The sequence below is a fragment of the Pantoea sp. WEP genome, assembly GCF_041678305.1.
Classification (GTDB): domain Bacteria; phylum Pseudomonadota; class Gammaproteobacteria; order Enterobacterales; family Enterobacteriaceae; genus Pantoea; species Pantoea dispersa.
Map to the genome: position 1 here is coordinate 514,787 of NZ_JBGNXB010000001.1, position 15,507 is coordinate 530,293.

At 59.5% G+C, this 15,507-nt stretch carries 17 protein-coding genes and 1 other RNA gene; 9 read left to right on the top strand and 9 right to left on the bottom strand.

The features are described 5' to 3' along the window. Positions 1-63: 63 nt before the first annotated feature. Genes ABVR31_RS02465 through ABVR31_RS02480 form a run of 4 tightly spaced genes read left to right on the top strand, consistent with a single transcriptional unit; the run spans position 64 to position 4,971 of the window. On the top strand, positions 64-1,197 hold the full coding sequence (locus ABVR31_RS02465; protein WP_021509723.1) for an amidohydrolase/deacetylase family metallohydrolase: 1,134 nt from the start codon (positions 64-66) through the stop codon (positions 1,195-1,197). Continuing rightward, positions 1,181-2,302, top strand: a complete 1,122-nt coding sequence (locus ABVR31_RS02470) for a DgaE family pyridoxal phosphate-dependent ammonia lyase (protein ID WP_058759854.1) — start codon at positions 1,181-1,183, stop codon at positions 2,300-2,302. Before ABVR31_RS02465 ends, ABVR31_RS02470 begins: the two co-directional genes overlap by 17 nt. After that, positions 2,299-3,036, top strand: coding sequence for a KDGP aldolase family protein (locus ABVR31_RS02475; protein ID WP_372771758.1), 738 nt, complete (start codon positions 2,299-2,301; stop codon positions 3,034-3,036). Before ABVR31_RS02470 ends, ABVR31_RS02475 begins: the two co-directional genes overlap by 4 nt. A 24-nt stretch (positions 3,037-3,060) precedes the next feature. After that, positions 3,061-4,971 (top strand): transcription antiterminator, encoded by a 1,911-nt coding sequence (locus ABVR31_RS02480; RefSeq protein WP_021509720.1) that lies wholly within the window; start codon positions 3,061-3,063, stop codon positions 4,969-4,971. Between the two features lie 205 nt (positions 4,972-5,176). On the opposite strand, the gene ABVR31_RS02485 is transcribed toward ABVR31_RS02480, so the two are convergent. Beyond that, entirely contained in the window at positions 5,177-6,076 is a 900-nt protein-coding gene (locus ABVR31_RS02485) for a LysR family transcriptional regulator (protein ID WP_021509719.1), read from the bottom strand. Between the two features lie 129 nt (positions 6,077-6,205). Here ABVR31_RS02485 and ABVR31_RS02490 point away from each other — a divergent pair, with 129 nt between their 5' ends. After that, positions 6,206-6,907, top strand: a complete 702-nt coding sequence (locus ABVR31_RS02490; protein ID WP_031280148.1) for a pirin family protein — start codon at positions 6,206-6,208, stop codon at positions 6,905-6,907. Between the two features lie 30 nt (positions 6,908-6,937). On the opposite strand, the gene dolP is transcribed toward ABVR31_RS02490, so the two are convergent. From dolP to ABVR31_RS02510, 4 genes are read right to left on the bottom strand one after another with little or no spacing between them, the layout of a single operon-like run. Then, the gene (gene dolP, locus ABVR31_RS02495; RefSeq protein ID WP_021509717.1) at positions 6,938-7,510 is read right to left on the bottom strand and encodes a division/outer membrane stress-associated lipid-binding lipoprotein; all 573 of its coding nucleotides are present in this window, start codon (positions 7,508-7,510) and stop codon (positions 6,938-6,940) included. 14 nt (positions 7,511-7,524) lie between these two features. Continuing rightward, a complete protein-coding gene (gene diaA, locus ABVR31_RS02500) occupies positions 7,525-8,112 on the bottom strand; it encodes a DnaA initiator-associating protein DiaA (RefSeq protein WP_021509716.1) in 588 nt (195 codons plus the stop codon). Positions 8,113-8,126: 14 nt separating this feature from the next. Then, entirely contained in the window at positions 8,127-8,522 is a 396-nt protein-coding gene (locus tag ABVR31_RS02505) for a YraN family protein (RefSeq protein WP_372771759.1), read from the bottom strand. Continuing rightward, positions 8,480-10,525, bottom strand: a complete 2,046-nt coding sequence (locus tag ABVR31_RS02510; RefSeq protein ID WP_349844151.1) for a penicillin-binding protein activator — start codon at positions 10,523-10,525, stop codon at positions 8,480-8,482. Before ABVR31_RS02510 ends, ABVR31_RS02505 begins: the two co-directional genes overlap by 43 nt. Before the next feature lie 62 nt (positions 10,526-10,587). Here ABVR31_RS02510 and rsmI point away from each other — a divergent pair, with 62 nt between their 5' ends. From rsmI to mdtI, 4 genes are all read left to right on the top strand, one after another. Continuing rightward, the gene (gene rsmI, locus ABVR31_RS02515; RefSeq protein WP_058759850.1) at positions 10,588-11,451 is read left to right on the top strand and encodes a 16S rRNA (cytidine(1402)-2'-O)-methyltransferase; all 864 of its coding nucleotides are present in this window, start codon (positions 10,588-10,590) and stop codon (positions 11,449-11,451) included. 33 nt (positions 11,452-11,484) lie between these two features. Beyond that, positions 11,485-11,861, top strand: an RNA gene (gene rnpB, locus ABVR31_RS02520) — RNase P RNA component class A. Positions 11,862-12,419: 558 nt separating this feature from the next. Further along, a complete protein-coding gene (mdtJ, locus tag ABVR31_RS02525; RefSeq protein WP_372771760.1) occupies positions 12,420-12,770 on the top strand; it encodes a multidrug/spermidine efflux SMR transporter subunit MdtJ in 351 nt (116 codons plus the stop codon). Continuing rightward, positions 12,757-13,086 (top strand): multidrug/spermidine efflux SMR transporter subunit MdtI, encoded by a 330-nt coding sequence (gene mdtI, locus ABVR31_RS02530; protein WP_021509711.1) that lies wholly within the window; start codon positions 12,757-12,759, stop codon positions 13,084-13,086. Before mdtJ ends, mdtI begins: the two co-directional genes overlap by 14 nt. A 70-nt stretch (positions 13,087-13,156) precedes the next feature. Here mdtI and ABVR31_RS02535 read toward each other — a convergent pair whose 3' ends face one another. The 4 genes from ABVR31_RS02535 to ABVR31_RS02550 all read right to left on the bottom strand — a co-directional run bounded on the left by ABVR31_RS02535 (position 13,157) and on the right by ABVR31_RS02550 (position 15,506). Then, a complete protein-coding gene (locus ABVR31_RS02535; RefSeq protein ID WP_372771761.1) occupies positions 13,157-14,131 on the bottom strand; it encodes a glutathione S-transferase family protein in 975 nt (324 codons plus the stop codon). Between the two features lie 81 nt (positions 14,132-14,212). Next, positions 14,213-14,623 carry a DoxX family protein gene (locus ABVR31_RS02540; RefSeq protein ID WP_141497050.1) on the bottom strand — a complete coding sequence of 137 codons (411 nt, stop codon included), beginning with the start codon at positions 14,621-14,623 and terminating at the stop codon, positions 14,213-14,215. A 206-nt stretch (positions 14,624-14,829) separates the two neighbouring features. After that, on the bottom strand, positions 14,830-15,114 hold the full coding sequence (locus tag ABVR31_RS02545) for a YqjK-like family protein (protein WP_010618800.1): 285 nt from the start codon (positions 15,112-15,114) through the stop codon (positions 14,830-14,832). Next, positions 15,111-15,506, bottom strand: a complete 396-nt coding sequence (locus ABVR31_RS02550; protein ID WP_021312955.1) for a phage holin family protein — start codon at positions 15,504-15,506, stop codon at positions 15,111-15,113. The genes ABVR31_RS02545 and ABVR31_RS02550 overlap by 4 nt, the downstream gene beginning before the upstream one ends. Position 15,507: the final 1 nt, after the last annotated feature.

A 15,507-nucleotide genomic window follows, 5' to 3' on the forward strand; every position in this document is an offset into this window, starting at 1 on the left:
GCGCGATTTATCGCGCAATAAATTGCGCCGCTACGGCATGTGCGCTCTGTAAATGGGGGTTTTATGTTTGATCTGATTCTGCGCCGCGCGCGTCTGTGTGATGAACAGCTGGTGGATATCGCGATTCGCGCCGGCAAAATCGCGGCGGTCGGTAAGGTGGACGGCGCAGCGCAACAGGAGCGCGATCTCGGCGGCCGCTACTACGTCAGCGCGGGCTGGATTGACAGCCACGTACACTGCTATCCCAAATCACCGATTTACCACGACGAAGCCGACGCGATTGGCGTGGCGCAGGGGGTCACCACCGTGGTGGATGCGGGCAGCACCGGTGCCGATCACATCGACGACTTTTATCAGCTGACGCGCAGCGCGAAGACCGAAGTGCGCGCGCTGATCAACATCTCGCGCACCGGCATCGTCACGCAGAACGAACTGGCCGATATGGCGCAGATCGACGGCGAAGCGGTGGTGCAGGCGGTACAGCGTCGCCCGGACTTTATTGTCGGCCTGAAGGCACGCATGAGCAGCAGCGTGGTCGGCGACAACGGCATTCAGCCGCTGGTGCGCGCCAAAGCCATTCAGCAGGCGGCGGGCAATCTGCCGCTGATGGTGCACATCGGTAACAACCCGCCGGTGCTGGAAGAGATCGCCGCGCTGCTCACTTCCGGCGACATTATCACTCACTGCTTCAACGGCAAGCCGAACCGCATTCTGTCACCGCAGGGCGAGCTGAAAGCGGCGGTTAAGCAGGCGATCGCGCGCGGCGTGAAGCTGGATATCGGCCACGGCAGCGCCAGCTTCAGTTTTGCGGTGGCGCGCGAGGCGATTGCCCAGGGCATTCTGCCGGACACCATCAGCTCCGATATCTATTGTCGCAACCGCATCAACGGCCCGGTGCACAGCCTGGCGCACGTGATGTCGAAATTTTTCTCCATCGGCATGACGCTGCCGCAGGTGATCGCCTGCGTCACCGTTAATGCCGCAGCGGGTCTGCGTCTGGCCGGTAAAGGTCATCTGACCGCCGGTTATGACGCCGATCTGACCATTTTTACCGTCAAAGAGGAAGCCCGCCCGTTCGTCGATGCTGAAGGCGAACGGGTCACGGGTGAGCAACATTTGCTGCCGCTGGCCGTGGTGATCGCGGGCCAGTGGCATCTGACTGAGGAAGGGAAAGCGCATCATGTCTTCGATTTATGAGAAATATGACCTGAAACAGGTGATCAACGCCTCCGGCCGTATGACCATTCTCGGCGTGTCGACGCCGTCCGCCGACGTGGTGGATACCGTCAGCTACGGCCTCAATCACTACTTTGAGATCAAAGATCTGGTCAACAAAACCGGTGCTTACATCGCGCGCCTGCTGGAAGTCGAAAACGCGGTGGTGGTGTCCTGCGCCTCGGCCGGTATTGCCCAGTGCGTAGCGGCGGTGATCGTCAAAGATAACGACTGGCTGCTGGATAACCTGCACGCCGCGCCGCTCAGCGTGCCGCACGACATCGTGGTGCCGAAAGGCCATAACGTGAACTACGGCGCGCCAGTGGGCAGCATGGTGGCGCTGGGCGGCGGACGCCTGATTGAGGCCGGCTACAGTAATGAGTGCTCGCCAGAACAGCTGGCGGCGGCCATCACGCCGACCACCGCGGCGCTGCTGTACGTCAAGTCGCATCACTGTGTGCAGAAAAGCCATCTCAGCGTCGAACAGGCGGCGGTGGTCGCGCGCAAACACGGTATTCCGCTGATTGTCGATGCGGCGGCCGAAGAGGATTTGCAGTGCTATTACCAGATGGGGGCCGACCTGGTGATCTACAGCGGTGCCAAAGCCATCGAAGGGCCAACCAGCGGCCTGGTGATTGGCCGCAGCCAGTACGTCGAGTGGGTGAAACGCCAGAGCAACGGCATTGGCCGCGCGATGAAAGTCGGCAAAGAGGGCATTCTCGGTCTGACTCAGGCGATTGAAAACTACCTGCTGCAGAGCAAAACCAGCGGCGCTGACATGGTGGCGAAGATGACGCCCTTTATCGATAACCTCAACACGCTGAACGGCGTCAGCGCGCGCGTGGTGTGGGATGCCGCTGGTCGTGATATCGCCCGCGCTGAGATCAAATTTGATGAAGCGGTGACGGGCTGGCCGACCGGCGAGCTGGTGCAGGCGCTGAAAAACGGCGACATCGCCATCTATTTCCGCGGCTATAAAGCCAACGAAGGCATTATCGAAGCGGATGTGCGCAGCGTCAGCGCGGAACAGCTGCACATCATCTTTAGCCGCATCCAGGCGCTGCTCAGCGGAGGAAAACGCGCATGAATCTCAACCCCAATTTCTATCAGGACCGTCTGTGCCTCAACGTGCTGGCCGGTTCAAAGCAGAATGCGCAGGCGATCTGGCAGGCGGCAGAAGGGCATGTGCTGGTCGGCGTTTTGTCGAAAAACTACGCCTCGAATGAGGCCGCGATTGCCGATATGCGCGAGTACGCGGCGCTGATTGATAATGCGCTGTCGGTCGGGCTGGGCGCGGGCGACCCGAATCAGTCGGCGATGGTCAGTGAAATCTCGGCAGAACTGCAGCCGCAGCACGTTAATCAGGTCTTTACCGGCGTGGCCACCAGCCGCGCGCTGCTCGGACAGTCACACACTATCGTGAACGGTCTGGTTTCACCAACCGGCACGCCGGGCAAGGTGAAAATCTCCACCGGTCCGCGCAGTTCGCAGGCGGCGGACGGTATTGTGCCGATCGCCACGGCGATTGCCATGCTGCAGGATATGGGCGGCAGTTCGGTGAAGTATTTCCCGATGGGCGGCCTGAAAGCGGTGGAGGAGTATCGCGCGGTGGCGGACGCCTGTGCGCGCCATGATTTCTGGCTGGAGCCGACCGGCGGTATCGATCTCAGTAATTTCGAAGAGATTGTGCGGATTGCTCTGGAGGCCGGGGTCAGTAAAGTCATCCCGCACGTTTACAGCTCGATTATTGATAGCGCCAGCGGCGACACGCGCATTGACGATGTGCGTCAGCTTCTGGCAACGTGCAAGAAACTGCTGTAACAAATGAGTAACAGGTGAGGCTCCGTGAGATTTCCCAATCAGCGTTTAGCTCAACTCTTCGCGGCGCTGCAAAGCGAAACGCTGCCACAGGATGAGCTGGCGCGGCGTTTTTCCGTTTCAACGCGCACGGTGCGCACCGACATCACCGCGCTCAATGCGCTGCTGGAACAGCACGGCGCTCAGTTCGTGCTGGCGCGCGGCGCGGGCTATCAGCTAAAAATCGACGACGCGGTGCGCTTCGGCCGCCTGCAGCAGGAGAGTGCGGCACCGCTGCGGGTGCCGCGCACCTCGCAGGATCGGGTGCGCTATTTGCTGAGCCGCTTTCTCACCGCCGCGTATTCGCTCAAGCTGGAAGATCTGTCGGAAGAGTGGTTCGTCAGCCGCGCCACGCTGCAGAGCGACATGGCGGAAGTGCGCGAGTGGCTGGGCCGCTATCATCTCAACATCGAAACCAAGCCGCGCTACGGTATGAAACTGTTTGGCAGCGAGGCGGCGATTCGCACCTGCCTGACCGATCTGCTGTGGCAAATCGACCAGCAGACGCCGGACAGCCCGCTGCTGACGGTCGAGGCGCTGCACAGCGGCATGCTGGCGCAGCTGCAGCCGCTGCTGGCGCAGTGTTTCACGCAGCATGCCATCCGGCTGAGCGATGAAGGCGAGCGCTATCTGCTGATTTACTGCGCGGTGGCGGTGCGTCGCATCAGCGAAGGCTTCCCGCTCAGCGATCCCGGCGCGGAGGATGTCGGCGAGGAGATACGCGAGGCGGCGCACGATCTGGTTAATCTGATGCGTCCGCTGGTGGGCAAAGGCATCTCGCAGGCCGAAGAGAACTGGCTGCGCGTTAATATTGCGGCGCGGCAGATTCAGGCGCTGGCCCCCAGCACCATCAACGCCGATGACGCGGATGCGCTGGTGGATTACCTGCTTAACTACATCAACACCCATTACAACTACCGGCTGCAGCAGGATGAGCAGCTGCGCGCCGATCTGCTCACGCACATCAAAACCATGATCACCCGCGTGCGCTATCAGATCCACATCCCCAATCCGCTGCTGAGTAACATCAAGCAGCACTATCCGATGGCCTACGATGTAACGCTGGCGGCCGTCACCAGCTGGGGCAAATACACGCCGTATACCATCAGCGAAAACGAGATTGGCTTTCTGGTGCTGCACATCGGCGTCGGGCTGGAGCGACATTACGATGTCGGCTATCAGCGACACCCGCAGGTGTTGCTGGTTTGCGACAGCGGCAACTCCACGCTGCGCATGATCGAGGCGCTGCTGCTGCGCAAATACCCGCAGCTGGTGGTGACGGCGCGGCTGTCGCAGCGCGATTACGAAGTGCGTGCACACATTGATGAAGATTTTGTTATTTCAACCGCGCGGCTCAGCGAGAAGAACAAGCCGGTAGTGATGATGTCGCCGTTCCCTACGGAGTTTCAGCTGGAACAGCTCGGCAAGCTGGTGCTGGTGGACCGCACCCGGCCTTACATGCTGGAGAAGTACTTCGACGCGCAGCATTTCATGGTGCTCGACCGGCCAATGAGCCAGTCGGCGCTGTTCCGCCTGCTGTGCGATCGGCTTGAGGCGGAGGGCTATGTCGATGCTGATTTTTATCCTTCGGTTGAAGAGCGTGAAGCGATTGTCAGTACCATGCTGGGCGAAGGGATTGCGCTGCCACACTCGCTGGGATTACTGGCTAAAAAAACCGTGGTTTATACCGTGCTGGCACCGCACGGCGTGAGCTGGGGCGATGAGACGGCTTCGGTAATTTTTCTGCTGGCGATCAGTAAGAGTGAATACGAGGAGGCGATGGCGATTTACGATCTGTTTGTCACCTTCCTGCGCGAAAGAGCGGTGACAAGACTGCGCGACTGCGCTGATTTCGTCAGCTTTAAAGCGGTGGCGATGGATTGTCTGAGCCGGTTGTGATGGGGGATGGGTGCGGTTTGTCCCTCACCCTAACCCTCTCCCGCAAGCGGGCGAGGGGACCGATCCAGCGGTGAGTAAGTTCAGGCGCTGATCCTCAGCGCCCGGTGGATTGACTGAATTCTGGCCCTCAAACCATGCCGGACGGCTCCCTCTCCCGCGTGCGGGAGAGGGCTGGGGTGAGGGCGAAAGGCCGCCAGCCCCGAAATCAGCCGCGTTTCGCCAGCAGTTTCGGAATCTCACGCAGGCACCAGGCTTTGGCTTCACCCATGCTATCGCGGCGCCACGCCATAATAATATCCACCTCACGGGTGTACTCGGCGCTGACGACGCGCAGGCGGCCTTCGGCGATATCTTTCTCTACCATCGGATAGGGCATGGTCGCTACGCCCAGACCGGCCAGCAGCGCGCGGCGTTTATCATCCATGCTGCTTACCGTCAGGCGCTGCTGTTTGTCCAGCAGCTGCACCGTCAATACCGGACGTTCGCGCGCGGTGTCCGCCACAGCGATGCCGCGATACTTAACGCGCGTGACCTCGGACAGCGGCTCCGCTTCCTGATGAATCGGGTGATCCGGACTGGCAACATACACGCTCATAATGCTGTACAGCTTGCGCGTGTTGATTTCGGTGGAGGCGCGAAAATGCAAATCCGGCGCGATCACGATGTCGGCGCGGCCCTGCTCCAGTCGCTCCCACGCGCCCGCCAGCACTTCAGTGACCAGCGAAATCTGCGTATTGGCTTTCTCGGCCAGCTTCTCTACCAGCGGGAACAGCAGCTCGGTCGGGATCAGCGCTTCGGCCACGATGGTCAGATGGGTTTCCCAGCCGCGCGCCAGCGCTTCGGCATCGGTGGTGAGTTTATCGGCGGCTTCCAGCAGCACGCGGCCGCGTTCCAGCAGCATTCGCCCGACGTTGGTGAATTTGGTGCGATGGCCGGAGCGGTCAAACAGCACCACATCCAGCTCCTCTTCCAGCTTCTGCATGGTGTAGCTCAGCGCCGATGGCACGCGTCCCAGCTCGTCGGCCGCCGCGGCGAAGCTGCCGCGACGGTCAATAGCATCCATCACACGTAAAGCTTCCAGGGTTAACGCGCGCTCTTTAGCCATGCCGACTCTCTGTCAGTAAATTTGAATATGCCAGGCAGATTAACTGGCTAACAATCCGGCGTCCAGCCTTTTACCATTGACGTATAAAGCCTGTGGTGGATTCTCACCGCAGTGCGTCGGAGGTAAAGCATGATGACAACCCGCTGCGCGTCCGCATGTGGCCAGGCCGATTTCGGTTGGTTGCAGGCGCGCTATAGCTTCTCATTTGGCCACTATTTTGATCCCCAGCTGATGGGCTACGCCTCGCTGCGCGTGCTGAATCAGGAAGTGCTGGCACCCGGTGCGGCATTTCAGCCGCGCACCTATCCGCAGGTGGATGTGCTCAACCTGGTGCTGCAGGGTGAAGCCGAATACCGCGACAGCGAAGGCAATCACCTGGTGGCGCGCGAGGGCGAAGCGATGCTGCTGTCGGCCCGCCAGGGCGTCAATTACAGCGAACACAATATCAGCAAGGATCGCCCACTGACGCGCATGCAGCTATGGCTGGCCGCCTGTCCGGAACGGGAAAATCCGCTGCTGCAAAAACGCGCGCTGCCGCAGCAAACCCATGTGCTGATTGCGTCACCGGATGGCGCGGACGGCAGTTTGCAGCTGCGCCAGCAGGTGTGGGTACATCAGGTCACGCTGGCACCGGGCGAGCAGTACAGTCTGGCGCTGCATGGACCGCGCGCCTATTTGCAGTCGATTCACGGTGCGCTTGAGGTACGGGCCAGCAGTGCGCATCAGGAGCAGCTGCGCTGTGGCGATGGGGCGTTTGTCAGTGAAGAGGCGCAGATTACGCTGCAGGCGGAAACGCCGCTGCGTGCGCTGGTGATTGATATTCCGGTGTAAAAAAGGCGGCCCTGCTGGCCGCCTGTGGCATTATTTCAGAATGGTAAAGGCGGTGGTGACGTGCTTCACACCGCTGACACGGCTGGCGATATCCGCTGCTGCCTTCGCTTCTTCCTGCGTTACCAGACCCAGCAGGAACACTTCCCCGTTCTCAGTGGTGACTTTCACGTTGGACGATTTCACCTGATCGCTGCCCAGCAGCTGCGAGCGGATTTTGGTGGTGATCCACGTATCTGATGAAGACGTGCCGAGGCTCACTTTCTGCCCGGTGCGAATCTCGTTATACACCTCAGTCGCGCCATCAACGCCCATGGCGATCTGTTTCGCCCGGCTGGCGAGATCGGCTGACGGTGCCTGACCGGTCAGCAGTACTTTGCCCTGATACGCGGTCACGACCACGCGCGCCTGATTTTTGATCTGCTCATCTTTTGCCAGCGCGTTAGTGACGCGCAGCTCCAGCGTGCCGTCATCAACCTGCGTGCCCACGGTACGCGGGTCGGTGGCGGTTTTGGTGGCGACCGCAGCGCCGCCGGCGACAACCGCCACGCAGCCCTGCAGCAGCATGGCGGTTAACAGAATGGCGATAGCGTTCAATGCTTTCATTTGAGCTCCTTCAGTCATTCCTGGTGTGGGAACAAGGTGTTATCAATCAAATCGCACAGGCAGTTCAGCGTCAGCATATGCATCTCCTGAATGCGTGCGCTGCGATGTGACGGAATGCGAATTTCCACATCGTGCGGACCGAGCAGGCCCGCCAGCTCACCGCCGTCATGGCCGGTCAGCGCGACGATAGTCATATCGCGGGTAACCGCAGCTTCCACCGCTTTAACAATATCGCGGGTGTTGCCACGGGTGGAGATGGCCAGCAGAACATCGCCGGCCTGTCCAAGCGCACGAACCTGCTTGGCATAAATTTCGTCGTGCAGACGGTCGTTACCGATTGCCGTCAGCATCACATTGTCCGCACTCAGCGCCAGCGCCGGCAGGCTGGGACGCTCAGTCTCAAAACGGTTAATCATGCTGGCGGCAAAATGCTGGGCGTTAGCCGCCGAGGCGCCGTTACCGCAGCTGAGGATTTTGTTGCCGTTCAGCAGTGACTGCACCAGCGTCATCGCGGCGCGGGAAATCGCATCTGGCAGCGCTTCGGCTGCGGCGATTTGCGTCTGAATACTTTCGGTAAAACACGCTTTAATTCTGTCCTGCACAAGACCACCTGGTTCTATCCATCCGCACGAAAGGCATCGGCCAGCCACACCAGTTCGCGTCCGGTGATGGCGATGATGTCAAAACGGCAATTCACCGTATCAAAACTGCCGCCGCGTGCCAGCAACCACAGCGCAGCGGTACGCAGCAGCTTTCGTTGTTTCTGGCGCGTCACGCTGGCAGCCGCGCCGCCAAAACGTGCATCGCGCCGATAGCGCACTTCAACAAACACCCAGCAATCCGCGTCGCGCATAATCAGGTCGATTTCCCCGCTGCGGCAGCGCACATTGCTGGCTTCCCACTGCAGTCCGGCGCGCTCAAGGTAGCGACGCGCCTGCTGCTCCTGCTCAGCGCCGAGGCGCTGGCGGTTTACTGCACCGGAACGATTTGTCCCTGACGATACTGGTTCCATGCCAACTTCCTGTTGATCACGCAATCCGTGTCGGCGCTCAGCTTGCCGGTGTTGCCATCAATGGCGAAGCCCGGCACCTGGCGCATCTGGTTAAACTGGTTCGCCAGCGTCCAGGCATCAATGCCCATCGCATAGAGGCGTACCAGCGAATAGTCGTTGTTGAAACTGCGCGCCGCCTGCTGCATCAGGCCTGGATTGGCACCGGACAGCAGCGGAATATCGCTGAACTGCAGGCCATCCATCTCCAGCCGGAAGTCCGGACCGGCACCGGCCTGCGCACTGCGCGAGCTGGCATACAGGGCGATGTTATTGCGGCTGCTGGTGCGCATGGCAATCATCGGCTTGATCAGCTGCAGTTCGTCCTGAGTGGCAATAATGTAAACCGCATCAACGCTGCCGCTGCTGCTGGCGCTCTCAGGTGCCGGAGCGCTGGTCTGCGGTGCCGGAATCGTCAGACCGGCGACCGCCACGCCCTGCGGCTGGTCCGGCTGTACCGTCAGCGGCGTGCCGCTCAGTGCAATACCGGCGCCGCTGTTGATGCCCTGTTTCAGCTCGCCCACGCCGCCGAAACGCTGCTGCAACACGGTTGCGCCGCCCAGCTTCTGCCACTCCTGCGCAAACGCTTTGCCCACGCGGTCTCCATAGCTGCTGCGCGGCATCAGCAGCAACGGCTGGCGTTTGCCCTGATCCCAGATATGGTGCGCGGCATCGCGCGCTTCGTCTTCAGGAGAAAGCGCAAAATAGCAAATATTCGGATGGTTCTGGATCTGCTCTGGCTCGTTGAGCGCCAGCACGTTCAGCGGTGTCTGGCTGTTGGCGACCTGTTCCACGTTATTTTTCAGCAGCGGACCGACCACCAGGGTGGCACCATCCTGCTGCGCCTGCTGCATCACCTGAGCAATCGGCTGGCTGCTGGTGTCATACACTTTCACCTGGGCGCTGCTGGCAGGCTGCGCGACGGCTGGCTGTGCGGCGGGCTGCTGCGGCTGTGCGCTGTCTGACGGCGTGATGGCCGCGGCCGCCGGACTGACTACCGCGTTGGCATCGCCATTGGCAGGCGTTGCCGTGCTGGCGGGCTGCTGCGTGGAGGCGCTGGCATCGCTGCTGGCCGGTGCGGCAGGTGCCGCCGGCGCAGTCAGCACACCGTTTTTCGCATCGTTAAAGCCTTTCTGGATGGCACTGGCGAACACCTGCGCCTGACCATTAAGCGGCAGCAGCAGCGCGATTGTGCTGGTCGAGGCTTTAGTAAAGTTCTGCACCTGGCTGAGCTGGGTCGGCAGGGTTTTCGCGCCGGGGTTTTGCGGATAGCGCGTCTGCCAGTCGCTAATGGCGGCTTTCAGCATCTGGGCATCCTGACTGTTGGCATGCCAGGTATTCAGCAGGTCGAGCCAGCCCTGCAGCGTATTTTCGTCGGCATTGATCACCACGCTGTTGAGCTGATCCTGGGTAAGCTGGGTCAGCGCCTGCCAGGTGGCGTCAATATTGCTCTGGTGATCGGCGCCTTTCAGCAGCGGTTCCTGAGCAATATAGGCGCGCAGCAGCGCGAGCGACGGACGATTTTGCGCAGCGGCAATCTGCAGCGCGTAGTAGCGCACCTGCTGATCCTGCGACAGGTCAGCGGCTTTTATCTGTCCCAGCAGCTGCTGAGCACCGTTGAAATCCTGCTGGGCAATTTGCAGCTGGGCGCGCAGCAGCAGCAGTTCCTGCTGTTGTACATCAGAGAGCTGCTGTGGCAGCTGACCGAGCTGATTTTGCGCCTGCGGATACTTTCCTTCCTTCAGCAGGGCACGGATGGCAAGTAATTGCCAGTCGGTCTTGCTATCATCGCTGCTTTGCTGCACCTGCTGCAGATAATAGTCAGAGCGGCCCGTGGCAGGACCCTGCACGTTTACGCTTGAGGTTTGCTGCGGTCCCTGGCCGCTACAGGCGGCCAGAATCAGGCCCGCGAGCAAAACAGGGACCAGGCGTCCTGCTTTATGACGTACGACTTTCGAAGGAAGCATACTGTATCCAGTGATGTTTTTTTCAAGATGCTCAATATTAAATCGGCAATTCGGATGAAACAATGAAACAACTCGATCGGGCAGAGATTTCTGCCAGCACGCTCTATATCGTTCCTACCCCGATCGGTAACCTGGGTGATATCACGCAGCGTGCGCTGACGGTGCTTGCGAGCGTCGATCTGGTCGCTGCGGAAGATACACGTCATACCGGGCTGTTGCTACAACATTTCGCCATCAATGCGCGACTGTTCGCACTTCACGACCATAACGAACAGCAGAAAGCCGACGTGCTGTTAGCGAAGCTGCAGGAGGGCCAGAGCATTGCGCTGGTTTCCGATGCGGGCACGCCGTTAATCAACGATCCGGGCTACCATCTGGTGCGTCGTTGCCGCGAAGCCGGGGTGCGCGTGGTGCCGTTGCCCGGTGCCTGTGCGGCGATCACAGCATTGAGCGCGGCGGGATTACCGTCCGATCGTTTCTGTTACGAAGGGTTTCTGCCGGCCAAAAGTAAAGGACGTTGCGATGCGCTGCGTGCACTGAGTGACGAGCCGCGCACGCTGATTTTCTACGAATCGACCCATCGCGTGCTGGATACGCTACAGGATATGGTCAGCGTATGGGGCGCGGCGCGCTACGTGGTGCTGGCACGAGAGCTGACCAAAACCTGGGAGTCATTGTACGGTGCGCCGGTGGGGGAATTGCTGGCGTGGGTGCAGGCGGATGAGAATCGTCGCAAGGGCGAGATGGTGCTGATTGTCGAGGGCCATAAAGCGGATGAAGAGACGCTGCCGGCAGAGGCGCTGCGCACGCTGGCGCTGCTGCAGGCTGAGCTGCCGCTGAAAAAGGCGGCGGCGCTGACGGCGGAAATTCATGGAGTTAAGAAAAACGCCCTGTACAAGTATGCGCTGGAGCAGCAAGAGGCGTGACAAACGCGGGCGGATCGCCTATTATCCCGCGCCGAAGCTGACCAGACAGTCGCCGCTTTGTCGTCGTCCCTTTCGGGGGAGACGGGCAGAGGGGAGGAAAGTCCGGGCTCCATAGGGCAGGGTGCCAGGTAACGCCTGGGGGGCGCAAGCCTACGACCAGTGCAACAGAGAGCAAACCGCCGATGGCCCAGTAATGGGATCAGGTAAGGGTGAAAGGGTGCGGTAAGAGCGCACCGCGCGGCTGGCAACAGTCCGTGGCACGGTAAACTCCACCCGGAGCAAGGCCAAATAGGGGTTCACATGGTACGGCCCGTACTGAACCCGGGTAGGCTGCTTGAGCCAGTGAGCGATTGCTGGCCTAGATGAATGACTGTCCACGACAGAACCCGGCTTATCGGTCAGTTTCGACTTTTTTAATGAGCGCCCGCAGGTGAAAATCTGCGGGCGTTTTGTTTTTGGGGGTGTGGTGCGTGCTGTCCCTCATCCTAACCTTCTCCCGCAGGCGGGAGAAGGGACCGATTGTGCGTGTGGCGAGTTGAGTACTCGCCCTGCCAGACCGCACTTAACTATTCCCTCTCCCCGCGGGAGAGGGTTAGGGTGAGGGCAGAAAACCGCACGAAGCCAGAAAACCACACAAAACTCCCATTTCCCTGCGTAAAGAAACGCAAATCCGCAAAAATATTCTTTTCCCTGTGCCAGAATAGGCGCGTGTTCAACTACTGAGGACAATTTTTCATCCACACCGGGAAAAGCAACAACGTGGATAAGTTGTAAAATTATGGATAACCATTTCGTTACACTTTACGTATTAACCTCTTCACCCACCTGCGTTTTCTCCTGCTCACTAAGCGATCGGCACTGGCGCTTCGCGCTGTAGTTTTTTCTCTCCTTCTTAACTTTTTATCTTTTTCAGCTATCACGCTGCGGTTTGCGCGTGGATGGCGTTTATTTCTCACAGGAGAGAAATCATGCTGTACTGGATTTTACTAGCGTTAGCGATTGCTGCCGAAATTACGGGCACCGTGTCAATGAAATGGGCCAGCGTTAATGGCGGCAGCGCCGGCTATATTTTTATGCTGTTGATGATCGCCCTGTCATACATCTTCCTCACTTTTGCCGTTAAACGTATTGCCCTTGGCGTGGCTTATGCCATGTGGGAAGGCGTGGGTATTCTGTTTATCACCCTGTTCAGCGTGATGCTGTTTGACGAGGCGCTGTCGGTGATGAAGGCGGCGGTTTTGATCACGCTGATCGCGGGTATCGCGCTGATCAAAGCGGGGACATTCAGCCGTAAGGAGCTGCGTCATGACCACGCTTAACGTCGTGCATCTTGCCTGGCTGGCGCTGGCCATCGTGCTGGAAATTGTGGCGAACATCGCGCTGAAATACGCCAACGGCTTCCGCCGTCCGCTGTATGGCGTGGTATCGCTGGTGGCTGTCCTGGCGGCATTCAGTGCCCTGTCGCAGGCAGTGAAGGGGATCGATCTCTCGGTGGCCTATGCCTTGTGGGGCGGTTTCGGTCTGGTGGCGACCGTAGCGGCAGGCTGGATCCTGTTTGGACAACGCCTGAACACCCGCGGCTGGCTGGGCGTGGCACTGCTGCTGGCCGGGATGGTGTTGATCAAATTTGCCTGAGGCAGCGCGATACTGCCTGCCTTCCTTTTCCAATGGCGGGAGAGAAGGGCAGGCATGCGTAAGCCAGTCGTTAACCGCGGCCGTGCGGCTCATCCCAGTCAAAAGCCGGTCCCAGCGAAATAACGCCGTTCGGATTGATGGTCTTGTGGCTGCAGTAGTAGTGATGGCGGATGTGCGGCAGGTTTACCGTATCGGCAATGCCCGGCATCTGATAAATATCGCGCAGGAAGCCGTTCAGGTTACGGTAATCACTGATGCGATGACGATCGCACTTAAAGTGGGTCACGTAGACCGGGTCAAAGCGCACCAGCGTGGTCCACAGGCGCAGATCGGCTTCGGTGAGGCGATCGCCGGTCAGATAGCGATGCTGACCGAGAATCTGCTCCAGCCGTGCCAGCGAATGGAACAGCGCGGTTACGGCTTCATCATAGGCCGACTGTGACGTGGCAAATCCGCTTTTGTAGACGCCGTTATTGACGGTGTCATAAATCCAGCCGTTGAGTTCGTCGATCTTGTCACGCAGCTCGGGCGGGTAGTAATCGCCGGCGCGCGCGCCCTGCGCGTCGAAGGCGCTGTTGAACATACGGATGATATCGGCGGATTCATTACTGACGATAGTGTGCTGCTTTTTATCCCACAACACTGGCACGGTCACGCGCCCGCTGTACTGCGGATCGGCATGCAGATAGAGCTGATAGAGGAATTCGTTCTGATACAGCGAATCGCCGGTCGCGGCGGGGAAGTCATCGTCGAAGGTCCAGCCGTTCTCCAGCATCAGCGGGTGCACCACTGACACCGAAATCATCTCTTCTAACCCCTTCAGCTGACGCATCAGCAGGGTGCGATGCGCCCACGGGCAGGCCAGCGAAACGTATAAATGATAACGATCGCGCTCGGCGGCAAAGCCGGCTTTCCCGGTTGGCCCGGCGCTGCCGTCTGCCGTGATCCAGTTACGCCAGTCTGCTTCTGTGCGTTTGAAGCGGCCACCGGTTGACTTCGTATCGTACCAGGTGTCATGCCAGACACCGTCAATCAGTTGTCCCATAAGCCCTCCATAAAAAAAACGGGGCGAGGAAAATCCCCGCCCCTGCTATTCAGTATATGTGCTGTTGCACGGCTTGTGTGCTTAGCGTGCTGTTGCTGGCATAAAGCGCTGACGAATCAGGCGGTCAACGCTGTAGGCGCCCGGACCCACCAGACCCAGCACCAGGAAACCACCGGCGATGGACAGGTTTTTCATGAACATCAGCTGGTTAACGCCTTCCGCAAAGTTACTGTGGAACAGGAACGCGGTCAGCAGCGTGAAGCCGGCGGTGAACAGCGCGGTGAAGCGCGTCAGGAAACCGAACAGAATCGCCAGGCCGCCGCCCAGTTCCAGCAGAATCACCAGCGGCAGCAGGAAGCCGGGCACGCCCATCGCCTGCATGTACTGTGCGGTGCCCGCATAGGCGGTGATTTTGCCCCAGCCGGCAGTAATAAACAGGATGGTCATTAATACGCGTGCCAGCAGCAGGCCTGAGTCTTCGAATTTTTTCATCATTTACTCCAACAAGGTTTTTGGCGCAGGTTGTTGGCCTGCCGGGTTATTTTCCCGCTAAACCGCGTTAAACAGTTCGTCGGGCTGATGGAGGGAGATGATAGTCGCGCGCAGCAATAGTTGTAAGCGAGATAAACTGTCGATGTTATTCAGGAATTCTGAAGGAGGAAAACCGAACCTTTTCGATCCGGTTTAAGGTGGGGAAGTTAGCGTGGCGGCATCGCCGATTTGATCATGCGCCAGGTGCTCCACAGACCGAGTCCGCGTTTGGCCCAGCGCATGATGCGGTTGGGGCTGCGGATCGACCAGATGGCGAGCGCGCTGCTGCCAATCGCCAGATAGCGGCGCAGGCTGAGAAACGTCAGCCAGCCGCGATCGTACTGCGCGGTGCTTTCCAGCCAGTCGCGGCGGGCAGCGCTGAGATCCAGCCGCTGCTGCTGTACCTGATTAAGCAATTCATGAATGCGTGCTTCACGTTCACGCTGACTCATGAGCGATGCTCCTCGAGTAAGGTGCGATCGGTGTCCAGCTCTTTGCGCGTATGGCGCAACAGCGTGGACTGCCGGGATTTACGCAACGTCCATAAACCAAAAATCAGCGCCAGCGCGAATAGCACGCCGGTGGTGATGGCAATCGCCATCAGCCGGTACTGCGCATCCACCGCCCAGATAATCAGCACCATCAGGCTCATCAATCCGAAAGCGGTAAACAGCATGGTCAGGCCTATCATGATCAGCATCTGGATCAGATTGGCCTTTTCCTCTTCCAGCTCGGCAACGGCCAGCCGCACGCGTGTCTCGACCATGCCAACCAGCGTTGTCACCACGCGCTGACCTACATTGAAGACCCCTTTGCCTGGGCCGTGGCTCTGATTCTCGCTCATA